This is a genomic window from Paenibacillus sp. PCH8 (assembly GCF_002968835.1).
In the GTDB taxonomy this organism is placed as follows: domain Bacteria; phylum Bacillota; class Bacilli; order Paenibacillales; family Paenibacillaceae; genus Paenibacillus.
This window is the reverse complement of sequence record NZ_PKQK01000001.1, coordinates 1,295,660-1,311,044: the sequence shown is the minus strand read 5'-3', so window position 1 is coordinate 1,311,044 and position 15,385 is coordinate 1,295,660. Positions and strand designations below refer to the sequence as shown.

General features: G+C 45.2%; 12 protein-coding genes and 1 pseudogene. All 13 read right to left on the bottom strand.

Annotation, left to right across the window (positions count from 1 at the left end; all coding sequences use genetic code 11):
• On the bottom strand, positions 1-444 hold the full coding sequence (gene rplI / locus C0Q44_RS05915) for a 50S ribosomal protein L9 (RefSeq protein WP_105406432.1): 444 nt from the start codon (positions 442-444) through the stop codon (positions 1-3).
• Entirely contained in the window at positions 441-2,432 is a 1,992-nt protein-coding gene (locus tag C0Q44_RS05910) for a DHH family phosphoesterase (protein WP_105406431.1), read from the bottom strand. Before C0Q44_RS05910 ends, rplI begins: the two co-directional genes overlap by 4 nt.
• Positions 2,433-2,443: 11 nt before the next feature.
• Positions 2,444-3,364 carry a DUF2232 domain-containing protein gene (locus C0Q44_RS05905; RefSeq protein ID WP_258166181.1) on the bottom strand — a complete coding sequence of 307 codons (921 nt, stop codon included), beginning with the start codon at positions 3,362-3,364 and terminating at the stop codon, positions 2,444-2,446.
• Positions 3,361-3,663, bottom strand: a complete 303-nt coding sequence (locus tag C0Q44_RS05900) for a MazG-like family protein (RefSeq protein ID WP_017691445.1) — start codon at positions 3,661-3,663, stop codon at positions 3,361-3,363. Before C0Q44_RS05900 ends, C0Q44_RS05905 begins: the two co-directional genes overlap by 4 nt.
• A 263-nt stretch (positions 3,664-3,926) precedes the next feature.
• Entirely contained in the window at positions 3,927-4,352 is a 426-nt protein-coding gene (locus tag C0Q44_RS05895; protein WP_105406430.1) for a CBS domain-containing protein, read from the bottom strand.
• 238 nt (positions 4,353-4,590) lie between these two features.
• Positions 4,591-5,625, bottom strand: coding sequence for an LCP family protein (locus C0Q44_RS05890; protein ID WP_105406429.1), 1,035 nt, complete (start codon positions 5,623-5,625; stop codon positions 4,591-4,593).
• A gap of 243 nt (positions 5,626-5,868) precedes the next feature.
• Positions 5,869-7,455, bottom strand: a complete 1,587-nt coding sequence (locus C0Q44_RS05885; RefSeq protein ID WP_105406428.1) for an MFS transporter — start codon at positions 7,453-7,455, stop codon at positions 5,869-5,871.
• Positions 7,456-7,875: 420 nt separating this feature from the next.
• The gene (locus C0Q44_RS05880; RefSeq protein WP_105406427.1) at positions 7,876-8,766 is read right to left on the bottom strand and encodes a D-alanyl-D-alanine carboxypeptidase family protein; all 891 of its coding nucleotides are present in this window, start codon (positions 8,764-8,766) and stop codon (positions 7,876-7,878) included.
• A gap of 215 nt (positions 8,767-8,981) precedes the next feature.
• Positions 8,982-10,808 (bottom strand): oligopeptide ABC transporter substrate-binding protein, encoded by a 1,827-nt coding sequence (locus tag C0Q44_RS05875; protein WP_105406426.1) that lies wholly within the window; start codon positions 10,806-10,808, stop codon positions 8,982-8,984.
• Between the two features lie 19 nt (positions 10,809-10,827).
• A complete protein-coding gene (locus C0Q44_RS05870) occupies positions 10,828-11,733 on the bottom strand; it encodes an ABC transporter permease (protein WP_105406425.1) in 906 nt (301 codons plus the stop codon).
• A gap of 29 nt (positions 11,734-11,762) precedes the next feature.
• The gene (gene opp4B / locus C0Q44_RS05865) at positions 11,763-12,725 is read right to left on the bottom strand and encodes an oligopeptide ABC transporter permease (RefSeq protein WP_105406424.1); all 963 of its coding nucleotides are present in this window, start codon (positions 12,723-12,725) and stop codon (positions 11,763-11,765) included.
• Between the two features lie 7 nt (positions 12,726-12,732).
• Positions 12,733-13,664, bottom strand: a pseudogene (locus C0Q44_RS05860) (ABC transporter ATP-binding protein).
• A gap of 4 nt (positions 13,665-13,668) precedes the next feature.
• Entirely contained in the window at positions 13,669-14,667 is a 999-nt protein-coding gene (locus C0Q44_RS05855) for an ABC transporter ATP-binding protein (protein WP_105407612.1), read from the bottom strand.
• Positions 14,668-15,385 lie beyond the last annotated feature (718 nt).

The following is a 15,385-nucleotide window of genomic DNA, read 5'->3' as shown; positions in this document are numbered from 1 at the left end:
TTACTCTTCCGTTACCTGTACCTTCAAGGTTGCCTTCACTTCAGGGTGAATCTTGACAGTTACTTGCGTTACGCCGAGTGTACGAATAGGCTCGTCCAGCTCAATTTTGCGTTTGTCTACTTTCAGACCCTTTTTAGACAAAGCTTCAGCGATCTGTTTGCTAGTAATTGCGCCGAACAGACGGCCGCCTTCACCGGATTTTGCTTTCAGTTCAGTCACTTCTGCTTCCAGTTTCTTCGCAAGTGCTTCCGCTTCGGCTTTCTCTTCCTGTTTGAGTCTGTCTTCAGCCGCCTTCTGGTTGTCCAGTGTCTTCATGTTGCCGTCCGTTGCCAGACGTGCGATTCCACGTGGCAGAAGGAAATTCTGTGCATATCCCTCAGATACTTCCTTCACTTGCCCTTTCTTACCTTGACCCTTCATATCTTTTATAAAAATGACTTTCATTCGAACAGCCCCTCTTCCTTTTCGATTTCAGCCAGTACGTTCGTCAGCCGTTTTTCTGCCTCTCCAAGCGTTCCTTCAAGCTGCACGGCAGCATTTGTCAAATGTCCGCCACCGCCCAACCGTTCCATGACCACCTGAACATTCATGCGCCCCAGTGATCTCGCACTGATGCCAATCAGTCCATCCGGGCGTTCGCTTATAACAAATGAAGCGACTACGTCCGTCATGTTTAGCAATGTGTCCGCCACCTGGGCGATCATCATCTGTGGAATCTTGCTACCAGGGTCCGTGACCGCCAGCGCAATGTTCCCGTATACCATTTTAGCATGCTTTATGATTTCTGCCTTAGCAATATATTCTGACAGGTCTTCTTTCATTAACCGTTGGATCATAATGGTGTCCGCACCACTACGACGCAGGAAACCTGCCGCTTCAAACGTTCTGGATCCGGTATGCAATGCGAAATGCTTCGTATCCACCGTAATCCCGGCAAGCAGAGCCGTAGCTTCAAGCGGAGTGAATTGCACCTTGTCATGGATATATTGCAAGAGCTCAGTCACCAGTTCCGCAGCAGAGGATGCGTACGGCTCCAGATAGATCAACACCGCATCATTGATAAACTCTTCGCCCCGACGATGATGATCCACTACCACGACACGGGTAGCAGACTGAACCAGCTTGGGCTCCATTGTCATGGATGCTTTATGCGTATCCACCACAACCAGCAAGGTATGCTCGGTCATCATCTGAGTTGCCTGTTCCGGTGATACAAATGCTTTGGACAACTTCTCGTCCTTGTTCACCTGCTCCATTAAGCGTTCAATCGATGGATTAACACCATCCAGAACAATCCGTGCTTCCACATTGTACAGACTTGCTGCTTTCCATACCCCGATGGATGCGCCAATCGCGTCCATATCCGGAACTTTGTGCCCCATGATAAGCACTCGGTCGCTCTCCTGCATCAGATCACGCAGCGCGTGAGCAATGACTCGGGCTCTGACCCGTGTTCGTTTCTCCACTGCGTTGGACTTCCCGCCATAGAAAGACAGACGTTGTCCGGACTTCACGGCAGCTTGGTCGCCGCCGCGTCCAAGAGCCATATCCAGACTGGACTGCGCCAGTTCTCCCATCTCGCTGATGCTATCCGAACCGAACGCCAGTCCTACACTGAGTGTCATTGGCACTTTGAGGTCAGCGGTCATCTCCCGAACTTCATCCAAAATGACAAACCGGCTCTGCTCCAGTTCCTGCAAAGACTTATGATTCAGCATCAACAGATAACGATCAGAAGACAGGCGGCGCAGGTACACTTCATACCGCTTGGCCCATGACGTAATCTCGCTAGTCACACGGGCAATCAGCGCTGTACGTTGCTGGTCGTCCATGCTCTGGGCAGCCTCGTCCAGATTATCCAGAACGAGAATACCCAATGCAAGGCGTTCATTTTCATATTTATCACGAAGAATGGCTAGCTCCGTAATCTCGTATACATATACATACCGCTCCTGCGGGTTATGAATAACTCCATAATACCGATCATCCAGTTGGAATTCATCATGAAACTCCTTGGATGAAGGTTCCCTGGTTCCATCCTTCTTCTCTTTGGGCTGAGGAAGCTTGGGGAACAAGCTGGGTAGCGAATGGCCTACCATGGTCTTCTCCTGGAACATCTCCGCAACGAAGCGATTATGCCACTCTACCGTACGATCTTCGCTGTACAACACAATTCCAAATGGAAGCATGCTGACCGCTTCTCCTTCCATTCGTTTGATCCGAATGGACAGGCCATTAATGTAGTCGTTAAGCTCACGGCGGAACGCCAGCTCCGCCTTAATCATGACGATACCCAGCGCCGAGGCCAGTATCAGACTAATCAAACCAAGCGTCCAGTTATAGATGGTAACGAACATAACGAGCAACAGCAGCAGTATGAACGCCCATACGGTATAGTAGCCGTGCCAGCGTTTCTTCAGAAATTTAGGCATGACTCATCACCCTATCGTTTTGATTTCGATATTGCCTCACGAAGCGGGAACGCCAGATCGATAATTCCGATAATCCGAAGCGGACCAATGAAGAAGACTGCAACCGCCAGGAAATAAGGTATAACCGGATTCCACTTCTTGGTATGTGAGAGAAAGAAGAAGAAGCCGATCGCTTGAATCATGAAGCCCAGATTGATTAATGGCGACAGGTTCATGGCAATCATCGCCCAATACGTTCCGTCACTCTGTCTGGAGATCACTTCGATTAACAGTGCGAGGAAATAATACCAGATCAGCGCACGTGGCATACGCCACTCTCTCGCAGGTGGAAGCTTCGATACCGTCACACCCATCACATTCAGAATCGGACGTGCAATAACGTGAGTAATCAGCGCCATCACCATCGATGTCACAACCAGCGCAAACGGAATCATTAGCTGGGTCTGTTTGGCAACATCCTCCGTCATTTCAGGCGTCCATGCGAACCCGTTAATCATCTGATTAGATGAATTCGTGAGCGGTTCAATGGTCAGTCTGACCACATCTTCAATATAGCTGGACAGGTCAAATTGGAATATGACACTGCCGACCAACAGCAACAATAAATATTCTGCAAGCATCGCGCCACTTCCCGCCATTAGCGTGAACAAGGCCGATTTCTGTTTTTTATAGGCGTAACCCATAACAATCGCAGGCAGGGTGAAGATGAGCAATAGTAGCAGGTAGATCGGATGGAATATGACCAGAATAACGGCCACTGGCACGAGATGCCATATAAATGATTTTAGTGATAATGAAGCATACAAAATAACTCCCGGAATCATCATAAAAAATATGGCAAGAACCGATAAAGGAGTTAACAGCGAAAGTAACAGGAGCAGATAGACTGCGCTCCAAACAGCTGATTTAAAGCTAAATTTCAACAAATTCACCTCTTACGCATATGATCTTCTAGCGCGGAAATATCCTGGTACCAGTCTTCAAGCTGGTGACCTTCCTGTTTATGCTTTTTCAACTTCTCAACTAGCAGTGCATCCAGATCCTTGAACGGAATACCGAGCCTGCGGCCCAATATGTAACTACTCATGATCAAACTGGCAAGACTGTCCCCGATTCGGGTTGTACTGCCTTCCCATAACGCCTTGAATAATCGGGATACCTGATCAAGTACTTCGGTTTTCAGCCATTCAATCACTTTAGCACGTTTGGCTACATCCAGTTCTTTAGGCATATTGGCGAAAGTCACTCTCCCCCGAAAAAGCTTTATTCTCGATTATAGCATAAAAAGAGGGCCCGCAAAATTACCCAAATAGCGGAGAAGTCCTCCGAAACTGATGTCAGGTACTTATGCGGAGTCCTCCGTACATCCAATCCACATCTATCTTAATAGAAACTTCGAACTAACCCTCTACTCAGTCTTCTTTAAGTTTAACATGATACCGGATGGCTGTGATTATCCCTACTGTCACAATATTTATGAAATGCGTTGAAATCTTACTTGGCCTTGATTGATTCCTTAGCCACAATACCCTCGCAATATTCAATAATCTGACTCCGTCTCACAATACCAATAAACCGCTCCATATCATCAACCACAGGCACAAAGTTCTGGACTTTGGCCAGATTAATCAGATCTTCCATGTTGGCGTCAATGGATACGGGCTTAATATCGAGGCGAAGTGGAACGTCTTTGAGCAAGAACTTTGAAGCGTTTTCAAATGAAATCTTTCCCTCGGCATTCTTCATATACCACAGCAAGTCGCCTTCGGTAACCGTACCCATATATTTGCCTTCCTTATTCAAAATGGGCACCGCCGTGAACCGATGATACTCCATCCGTTCCAACGTTTGCCGCAGCGTAGAATCCGACGTCACGCACGTAACTTCTTGTTTGGGTAGCAAAAAAAATGCGATGTTCATACCCTTACGTATCCTCCTTGTGAATTTCTTCGATCAACTTATCTCGCTCAACTTATATTATACGGTTCAGAACGCAGGATGTTCCAAAAGGATATTCGATCCTGATGGTACCGCTAGGCATGATTCGTTCGTAATCAAAAGAAGACTTTTGAACAACCTCTGCAAAGAAAAAAACAGCAGCCCGCGAATAAACGTACTGCTGATCGTTGTCTACAACAAATCATCGGTATGGAATTAATTATTCAATCATCTGCCGGTCAGGGATCATCACTTCACTGGCTGGAGTTGATTGATCCATCCAGTTGGTAATCAGCTCTTTGGCATACTGGACATCTTTCTCGTCAGCACGGCCATAATAAATACCGTCTTTACGCATCCCCTCACCCAGAATGGTGAAGCTTGAAATCTGCGGTTTCTCCTGAGTAAGCACCTGTTTGGCCAGATCAATAATGAAGGAAGCTCGCATATCCGTCTGGAAGCTGTCTCCCATGATCTGAATCAATTCCGGAATTTTGGCGATTTGATTCACATTCAGCATCTCATTCGCCATCGCGTTCAGGAAAATCTGTTGGCGCTTGGTACGATTGAAATCACTATCCTCACGGTACCTCACATAATACAGTGCTTCCTGCCCATCGTAGATTGGCTTACCGCCTTCAATTGTGAATTGCACATGATTAGGGTCTTTGTTCACAATGTCCTCATCAATCGGCAGTTTGACACCTCCAAGCGCATCGACGACTTTTTTGATTCCGTCGAAGTTGATCGTGGCATAGTAACCTACATCGGCTTCAAGGAATTTCTCCACCGTATTGATGGACATATTCTCCCCACCAAAAGCATAGGCATGCGCCAGCTTGTCGTAATCATCTTCCCCATCCTTATTCGCATCCCGTCCCACAATCTGCACATAAGTGTCACGTGGAATGGATACTAACAATACTCGGGATTCCTTGGGACGAACCACAGCGTAAATGACGGTATCCGAGCGTCCACGCGTCTTCTCATAAGCGCGTTTGTCCGAACCGAGTAACAGCACAGAAAAAGGCTCCTTGCGATATACCGCTGGATCCGGGGTATTATTGCCTTCCTGCGGTACATAGGAGCGGGACAGCTGCTCTTCAACCGAGCCTGCCAGGAACAGATCAAATGCCGCTACAGCCAGCTGTTGACGGAATAAATAACCTCCGATTAACAAAACAACAAGCGATACGAGCGTTATATATAGGCCTTTTCTTCTTTTCTTCTTCTTATCTTTAGTTCTGCTCTTCATCCATTGATTCCTTCTTCACTATCAAAATGAATTACTGTACTACTCATTAAACGTCGGTCATGACTTGTGACTCGGTGTTCTCTGAAGTTTTCTCTCTCTGGAGTCAAGACACCGCTTACGCTCGTTCTATTGTAATCATTGCGGGATGATGAAAAGTTACAATCCGGTTAAATTGAAAAGAACAGCATCTCCTTTTTGGGTTACAAAAGGTACACTGTTCTCTTCATTTACCATGCCGCCTACTTAATCCGTTGAACCCTTTGTCACAGGATGACTCTTCTCTTTATGACGCAGACGTCCTGTTATAAGCGCCGCTATCAGCGTCAGAACAGAGAATAGGACTGCGGACCAGAACAGCCCATTGTAACCCTGACCTGTCGTTTGATGCAGTGCCTGGAGCAACACGTCGCGGATACCCGCATCAGGGATCTGGGACAGGCCCTCTGTCAGACTGGAGATATCACTCCCTGCTCCTCCACCCGAAGCGTATTGTTGCAGCATCTCGGGTGGCACCTGAATCCCCTGATCAGCGAATCCTGTCTGAATGTTGGACCCCAGATTGGAGAATGAACGGGCCAGGAATCCGGCAAAAATCGTAGGCGCAATCGCCATTGCCATCTGGCGGAATAACGAGCTCGTCGCTACAGCAATGCCTTTGTTGTTATCTCCTGCCTGTTCCGTAACCAGTACGTTAACCGGGGCACCAAGCATCATACCGAAGCCGATCCCTACGAGCGTACTCGCAATGACGAATTGCCAGATATGCTCTACCCATAGCGGGAATAGCAGGAAACCGATCGCCGACAATAGTCCAGCTACAGATAACGTCCAGATCGGACCTCTGCGGTCAACGAGGAAGCCACCGCCAGCCGCCCCAATCCCGGATGCCAACGCAAGCGGAGTGAACCAGTAACCGGAAGCTGTGTTGGATACGCCGAGATACTGCTCTACAAAGCCTGGAATGAAGATCACCGAGGCCAGGATGGCTCCGGAGAAAAAGGCAATCAGTAGCGTCCAACGGAAGGACGCAATGCCCAATAGCTTGGTTGATACGACAGGTTCACGCTCAGACCCTTCCAGCCTTTTTTCCATAAAGTAAAAGAGAACCAGAATGATCACCCCTGCCAAGAAGAAGCCGTAGAACATCGGTGATCCCAGGCTTTGAAGCATGTTCACACCGTCCAGATTGCTGAAGCTATACATTAAACTAAGTACACCTAACGTCAGGACAGCGATACCGCTCCAGTCCACTGCTGCACGATTAAGTTCCTGCTCTTCATGGATTAAACGAATACCTGCAATGAACAACAGAATGGCGATCGGTACGTTGATCAGGAACAACCAATGCCAGTTGCCCGTGATATCCAGTATGAAAGCACCTACATTGGGTCCCAGAATAGCGGCAACACCATTCATACCTCCGAGCAGACCCAGAGCAGTACCTTGACGCTCCGCTGGGAACTTGCTTAATACGTATGAGCTGGCAATGATAAATATCCCACCACCACCCAAGGCTTGGATGACACGAGCAATCAGGAAGAAGGTAAACGATGTGCTTAGTGCAACGAGCAGGGACCCGATCCCGAACAGCCCCACTTCGATCAGAAACAGTTTCTTGCGACCGTAACGGTCCGACAGCTTGCCTGCAATAGGGACACTCACCGCAAGTCCGAGAGTGTAGAGCGTAATCGTCCACGCCCCCCACGTCGGTGACACACCAAACGATGCATTTAAGGTGGTCAGTGAAGAAGTGATAATCCCGTTATCCAGCGCAGCCATAAATACCCCTATGGCAAACAGGATCAGCGGCCATTTCATTTGCTTTTGCATCACATATTCCCTCCCCGATCAGATCGTAATTCCAGAATCGTACCGTTGTATGGTACATATATATTAAACTGGATTGAATAATAATGACTCACTGGTCATTTTAAAACAAAAGAAATCGATATGTCAATTCATTAATATGATTATCTGGTTCATTATACCTCTGATCCGATAATATAAAGCTGCCCGCAGGTTCAATAGAACCTGCGGGACAGAAGCTTCATTCTCGGGCAAGATATCTGCAAAACCTGTAAGGGATGCAGGCATATCCAGTTTAAGTACACGTTGCAGAATTATGGTTGCTTCCGCAGGAATGATCGGGGTCGTTCAATCTGTCATTCCTTCTATGTATCCCAGTTGCTGTAGTGTCCAAGCCATCGTAAGTGTGAGAGCATAACCCTTGATGATGTCCATAATCACCCTTTATTTCGAACCCGAAAATCCATAATTCAACAGCTTCCGTGTCTCAATAAAACGTCCTTCACGCGTATCTGTTCCAAATACCACTGAAATCAGCCTTTTGCCATCCCGTTCTGCTGTTCCAACAAAATGATACCCGGAATTTTCATCATACCCCGTCTTCAATCCGTCATTCCCGTCGTAAGCATAGGGTCCACCAATGGAGGACAACATCCAGTTGGTGTTACTCATGTACATTCCTTTTTGATGCATTGATACTTGCACTTGACTGGAGACTCTTAGAATCTCGGGATGGTTACTGAGCAGATATCGTGCAAGCTTACATGCATCTACAGCCGTCATTACGGTCTGCCCCTGTATTTCCTGTGGACGGTTAGGACCAAGCAACTTTTCACTGAGACCTGTTGAGTTCGTGAAGTGTGTACCGTCCGACATGCCAATCTGATTCGCTTTCTGATTCATTTGCTGGACAAACTTCTGCTCTGTACCACTAATATGTTCAGCCAGGGCAACCGCTGCATCATTCGCTGAATAGACAGCTACAACCTGGAACAACTCCTGCACAGTGAATTGCTCTCCCTGTTTCATAGTCAGCTGACTGCCGCCCACTGAACTGGCATACAGACTCACATGAACAAGATCATCCCACCCGATATCTCCATTAATCACGGCCTCCATCACGAGCAGTTCTGTCATCAACTTGCTGACACCTGCTGGAGCAATTTCTTCAGAGCCATTGAAATCCATGAGGACCTGTTCGGAGTTCATATCCATTAGTACAGCAGATTCTGCTTTAATCCCCGGTTTGCCTACCAGCATGTCCGGTTTCACACCCAAATATATAATGACCAGCAGAGCCAGCAGCATACCCGCTCGTTTCCACCATGTTTTCATAAGATGATCACCTCTTACCTATATAGACGAAGTGAGGAGGCACTTTGTCTGCACTTTTTTGAAAAAAAGTTAAATTTTTTTTATATTTTGGTTACAAAAAAAACATGAACCCCATACACCCATGCCAAAGTGTACAGAATTCATGCTTTTATGTTGATTTTTAGCAACAAACTACTTAAAGGACCCCAATCCTTACAGCTGCTAATTTGATTGTATTACTCAGCCACTACAGCTTTATCTGCATTAACTTGCAGATCGTTTAGGTAAACGCCTGTTCCATCACCGATCGCGTAGTTCATTACACGTTTGTTAACCGGTGCTACAACTGCACGATACAGTGTTGGGAATACAGGTACTTCATCCACCATGTATTGCTGCCATTGATTGTAGATCTCTTTACGCTTGTCTACATCGAATGCTTCAGCAGAGACACCTTGTGCCAGCAATTTATCATTCTCTTCGCTGGAGAATCTGGAGAAGTTGTAGAGTGCATCACGGCCATACAGGCCGGATGGATCTACGTCAATACCAACGCCCCATGCGGCTTGATACACATCTACGTTTGGATCATCTTTACCCGTGTTACCTACACGGTCGTAGAAGCTGTTGAACTCAACCATTTCCAGGTTTACTTTCAAACCAATAGCTGCCCAGGATTGAACGTAGTAACGTGCCAAGGGTTCAGCTGTGTCGCCACCCGTCATGGATACAAAGTTGATTTCGAGTGGTGTTCCGTCCGGATTGGTACGGAATTCACCATCCAGTTTGTAACCAGCTTCCTCAAGCAATGCTTTCGCTGCTTCTGGATCATACGTTACACCCGGATTGTTGGAATCATGGAATTCTGGGTGAGACGGTGGAATCAAGGTTGTTGCATTCCAACGCAGACCGTTATAGAAACGTTTACCTACTTGATCGTTATCTACAGCCATCCACATTGCTTTACGCAATTTTTTGTCGCCCATTTTTGCTTCAGCATTGCTTACAACTTTTCCATTCTCTTCATCCCACGTACCCAGTTTGAATCCGATGTACGTATAAGCACGATCGATTGCACCCAGGAATTCTACGTTGGACAGGTTAGCATTGTCTTTGTATTGATCTGTCGGGAATGCATCCACGAGGTCTACTCCGCCAGATTTCAATTCTTGAACAACCGTTGTCGGGTTGATAACTTTCAGAGTTACTTTGTCCAGTTTTGGAGCTCCGCGCCAGTAGTCTTCATTTTTAACAAAAGTTACAGACTCCCCTGGTGTGATGACATCCACTTTAAATGGACCATAACCAATTGGTTTTTCACGTACTTCTTTGGAAGAAGACATTTTCGCTACATCCATATCTCCGAAGATATGTTTAGCAAGTGGATACGTCCATACGCCACCTGTCAGCAAGGATGGTGTGGACTCTTTATACGTAATGCTGATTTGTTTGTCGCTCAGCACTTTAATACCAGAGATTGTTTTTGCTGTTCCCGCATGGAACTCATCCATACCTACTACAGTAGTAAAGTTGGAGTCGTAACGTGGACCATCATACGCTTTGTTACCGATTACTTCATAAGCAAATTGCAGATCCTCAGCCGTTACCGGCTTACCATCATGCCAGTTTACATTGTCACGAATGGTCAATGTGAATGTTTTGCCATCTTCGGATGTCTCATATGTTGCTGCACCATCATTGGTGTACACATAGTCTTTATCCCAAGTTAGCAAGCCTTCATCAAACCATTGAAGAACCTGTACATCCGGGTTACCGGAGTAGAAGTTGTAGTTCAATGTACCTTCAAAAGCCGTATCCGATACAAGTCCGAATGTAATGGATCCACCTTCGATCGCAGTACCTTCATTCGTCTTGACATTGTTGAAGTCTTCAATGGAGTAAACGCCCTCTTCTTTAGCAGGTTTTACCTCTGTCTTTGTTTCCCCTGTGTTCGAAGTAGGCGCTGGTGTTGCCGCCTCTTTCTCCGAGCAAGCCGCAAGCGCCAGTACGAAGACCAGCATCATCGTGAAAAATAGTCCCCGTGAAAATAATCCCTTTTTCATGAACCTTTCCTCCCTTTTTTTAACCTCTTCTTTGTCTTGCATCAGTCGCACGCTTTAGGGCTTGTCCGACATTATTTATACTCAACATCAGTACCAGAATTAGTACCGATGCGGGTAGCCATATCCACCATCTGGATTCCAGGGTTTGCGGATTACGTGCATAGCTTACAAGTGTTCCAAGACTGGGCGTACTCTCGGGAAAACCAAATCCCAAGAATGACAGACCGGATTCGAGGCCAATGTTGGCAGCGAGATTCAATGTCATCGTTACAATGATAATGGAGCTTAGATTCGGAAGAACCTGTGAAAGCATAATCTTCAAATGGGAAGAACCTAATGTTTTTGATGCTTTTACATAGTCCAATTCCCGTTCCTGTAACGCTTTGGAGCGAATCAACCTGGCAATCCCCATCCAGAGGAATGCGGTCATGATAAGAGAGAACGAGATGATATTGTATTTCGGTACTGCCGTAACAAACGCGATAACAATCATCAACATCGGAAGGATCATGAAGAAATCAACAACACGCATAAACAGGTTGTCAATCATTCCACCGAAATAACCGGATAAAAGGCCAATGAAGATACCTATGAAGCCAGTCATTAACGTTACGATAATACCAATGGTCAGTGAGTTACGTGTACCTATAACCAGTTGGCCAAATACATCGCGTCCTCCGTAGTCTGTTCCAAGCCAATATTGCGCAGAAGGCGGTTCATATAACGCGAACAGATCCACACGTACGATATCGTCCTGATTCAGAATGAGAGATGTACCATATACAAGCAACATGACCAAGCCCAAGAAAATGAGCGAGATTAGTGCCACCTTATCTCTGACAAGCTCCCTCCATAAGATATTCAAGCTAGAGGGGCTTTTATCAACCTTTTGTGAAGTTACAACTACCTCGTTGGCCTTGCTCATCTTGTTTTCACCCCGAAATCTTCAAGTTCTTACTTGATCCGTATACGCGGATCTACAATTCCCAGAATTATGTCAGACAGCAATGCCCCGAGAATGGAAGCTACGCCATATAACAATACGAGTGCAGTCACAACGCTAAAGTCACGCAAAGAGATGGAACTCAGGAACAACTGCCCCATACCCGGATAACTGAATATGCTTTCGATAAATACCGTACCTCCGATAAGTCCTGTAATCTCATATCCGAAGAATGCGGCAATAGGTAATAGCGAGTTCCTCAAGATGTGTCTGTTATAGATCCGGGATTCTGATGCACCCTTGGCTCTTGCCGTAATAACGAATTCCTTATGCTTGATATCAATGATTTCACTACGCAAGTATTGAACGGTAGATACCGTCGTAATCAGTGCCATAGATAGTGCCGGTAATAATAGATGATAGAACTTGCTCATGACGTAGCTGAATGTACCTGGTATAAGTCCAGGCTCGACACTTCCTCCTGTTGGGAACCAGCCGAAGTGAAATCCGAAGATCCATACCATCACCAGCGCGAAGATGAACAATGGTGCAGCAAAGCCCAAGTATGTGTAACCTGTGATCAACCGGTCAGACCAAGTATCGTTATAACGACCACTGATGATACCCAGTGGAATAGCAATCAGGTAAGTCAGTACAAGTGTCGTCAGTGCAAGCCAGAACGTATTGGCTACACGCTGACCAATCAGGTCAGTAACTGGCATTTTGAAGCGGAAGGATTGTCCAAAATCACCTTGTATGGCATTTTTGATCCAGTCCCAATATTGCACGTACCATGGATTGTTTAGTCCAAGTCTTTCTCGCTGGGCTTCCAGTGCTTTGGGATCCACGCTTGGATCAAGCAAACCGGTTAATGCGTCACCCGGCATCGCTTTGGCCATCAGAAAGACCAAAAGACTTAGTAAAATAATCTGAGGGATCATTATGATAACTCTGCGTACTATCGTTTTCCACATATGGCCTTCAACCTTTCTGAGGTAGAGCTACTCGGTGAGTATCGGAAATGGATTGGAGCGAGTATGCAAGCCCTTCCTCATCAAAGAAATTTCGGTATGAATGTTCATACTCGGATTTGACCTGTTGACGGAAGGCTACCATTTCCTCTCGTTTGGTTGGGTCCATATCCGGAATGGCTGCAATGAGACGTTTGGTATAAATATGTTGCGGATTTTCAAAAATATCATTCGTTGTTCCCTGTTCCACATATCGACCTTTGTACATAATTCCAATCTCGTCACACATATGACGGATAATGCCGAGATCGTGACTGATGAACAGGTAAGTCAGATTCAATTCCTTTTGAATCTCCTGCATGAAGTTAAGTACCTGTGCCTGTACCGATACATCCAGTGCTGATACAGGTTCATCCGCAATAATCAATTTTGGCTTCAGTGCAATGGCTCGTGCGATGCCGATCCGTTGACGTTGTCCCCCAGAGAACTCATGTGGGTACTTGTAGATTGACTCCGGACTCAGACCAACTTTCTCGAGCAATTCCCTTACCTGTCTTTTCTCCTCGGTAGCTGTCAGACGTTCATAGTTTCGGAACGGCTCAGCGATGATATCAATAACCCTCTTCTTGGGTTGAGTGATGAGTACGGGTCTTGGAAGATCATTTGTACATCCCGCTGGAGTTGCCTGTCTTTGCGCCGCTCTGTAGCCAGGTTTTTGCCGTTGAAAAGGATCTTTCCTGCTGTTATGTGGTTCAGTCCAATAACGGCTCTTCCTGTAGTCGTCTTGCCTGAACCTGATTCTCCAACCAAACCGTAGGTCTGACCTTGCTCAATGGAGAAGCTAACATCATCAACAGCCTTTACACTGCCAATTTCCCTCTTGAGCAATCCACCGCGAATCGGAAAGTGTATCTTAAGTCCTTCTACTTCGAGTAATGCCATTATGTTATTCCTCCTCAGCTTGATCAGGGAAATGAAAGTGCTGGTAACAGGTACACCGTACATAGTGACCTGGCGCAATTTCATGCATCTGTGGGTTCTCTTCATGAGCCGAATCACTAATCCATGGAATTCGGGCCTTGAATCGGCACCCTTTACGAGGAAGATTTTTGAGTGAAGGTACAATGCCTTGGATGACATGCAATTTTGATTTTTCTTCAGACAAGGTAGGAATGGAGTTCAACAGTGAACGTGTATACGGATGCTTCGCGTCATTCATCAGTGTGTAGATATCAGCGATTTCAACAATTTCACCTGCATACATAACTGCAACGCGGTCAGCCATCTCGGCTACTACACCCAGATCATGTGTAATCAGAATAATGCCTGCGTTAATATCGTTCTTCAGATCACGGATCAGCTCCAGAATCTGTAGTTGAATCGTAACGTCAAGCGCCGTTGTTGGTTCATCTGCTATGAGTAGTTCTGGTTTGTTGGCAATAGCAATCGCGATGACAATTCTCTGTCTCATACCACCAGATAATTCGTGGGGATACTGCTTGTATATTTGTTCGGGACGTGGAATCCCTACCTGATTCAATAAGTGAATAACCTTTTCTCTCTTCTCTTTGGAAGACAGTTTGGACTGATGAAGCGTGAGAGTCTCTTCAATCTGTTCACCAATAATCATTAGAGGATTTAGTGCAGATAATGGATCTTGGAAAATCATGCCCATTTCTTTCCCGCGCAGCTTGTTTAACTTGTTGGCGGAGATATTAGCGATATCTTGACCTTTATATAGAATCTGACCTTCAATCTTTGCCTTGTTATGCAAGCCCATAAGAGAGAAAGCAAAAGCGCTTTTACCTGACCCGGATTCTCCTACAATGGCCAACACTTCATTTTTCTTAACCTTGAGGTTTACGTGATCAACTGCTGCATAATAGTCATCTTCAATTCTGAATGATGTAGTTAGATTTCTGACTTCCAATAGCTCTGTATTCAAATCAATCACCCTAACCCCATATTTTCTGTTGATCGTATTTATATGAAGAATGCATTCAATGTATATTTCCATGTTCTTGAAGATGATGAACGATAGTTTATACAAAATACCAAATCTTTAGGAGAATCAAATCTAACAGACTTTCATTTAGACCATTGGTCAATTAATGTTGACAATTCCTAGTGGAATTATATAGCAAAATAATTAATGTAATCATACGTGTAATTTTAGTTAACGTCAATGCTTATTTTGAGATTTTTGGTATAAATGTTTTTTATATCACAGTTCTGGATATTAGTAATACTTTAAAGGCTTTTCGCAAGGAATTTAAGAGGTCTCTCAGCACTTTTGGAAAAGAAATGTAAATAAGTTAAAGAACTTTTTACCATATATATAACATAGTAGTTACATCATATGTATATATATGTGTGGTTTATAGTGTAATATCATTAATATGTGTAAGGTAAGTGTTATATATAGGGGTAATGATTGTCTTCATTATATAGTAGCAATCCGAATAACTGGAGCAGTTAGAGTTGCATTTGAGATCATCTGAGTGAGTGGAGTAACAACCTAGTTAATATAGTATAGTTTTATTTATTTGCGAATGTAAAGACCAAATTGTCATCTTTTATCATTTATTTTACAAAAGAAAGAAAAAAGCCCTGCATAATGCAGTGCTTTTCTAATATTCATTCATATAATTGAATATATATTA

Excerpts from the sequence above, each read along its gene's own strand:
- C0Q44_RS05870 (WP_105406425.1), bottom strand. The coding sequence starts at position 11,733 with ATGAGCAAGGCCAACGAGGTAGTTGTAACTTCACAAAAGGTTGATAAA.
- C0Q44_RS05900 (WP_017691445.1), bottom strand. The coding sequence starts at position 3,663 with ATGCCTAAAGAACTGGATGTAGCCAAACGTGCTAAAGTGATTGAATGG.
- C0Q44_RS05880 (WP_105406427.1), bottom strand. The coding sequence starts at position 8,766 with ATGAAAACATGGTGGAAACGAGCGGGTATGCTGCTGGCTCTGCTGGTC.
- C0Q44_RS05875 (WP_105406426.1), bottom strand. The coding sequence starts at position 10,808 with ATGAAAAAGGGATTATTTTCACGGGGACTATTTTTCACGATGATGCTG.
- opp4B (WP_105406424.1), bottom strand. The coding sequence starts at position 12,725 with ATGTGGAAAACGATAGTACGCAGAGTTATCATAATGATCCCTCAGATT.
- C0Q44_RS05885 (WP_105406428.1), bottom strand. The coding sequence starts at position 7,455 with ATGCAAAAGCAAATGAAATGGCCGCTGATCCTGTTTGCCATAGGGGTA.
- C0Q44_RS05890 (WP_105406429.1), bottom strand. The coding sequence starts at position 5,625 with ATGAAGAGCAGAACTAAAGATAAGAAGAAGAAAAGAAGAAAAGGCCTA.
- C0Q44_RS05895 (WP_105406430.1), bottom strand. The coding sequence starts at position 4,352 with ATGAACATCGCATTTTTTTTGCTACCCAAACAAGAAGTTACGTGCGTG.
- rplI (WP_105406432.1), bottom strand. The coding sequence starts at position 444 with ATGAAAGTCATTTTTATAAAAGATATGAAGGGTCAAGGTAAGAAAGGG.
- C0Q44_RS05910 (WP_105406431.1), bottom strand. The coding sequence starts at position 2,432 with ATGCCTAAATTTCTGAAGAAACGCTGGCACGGCTACTATACCGTATGG.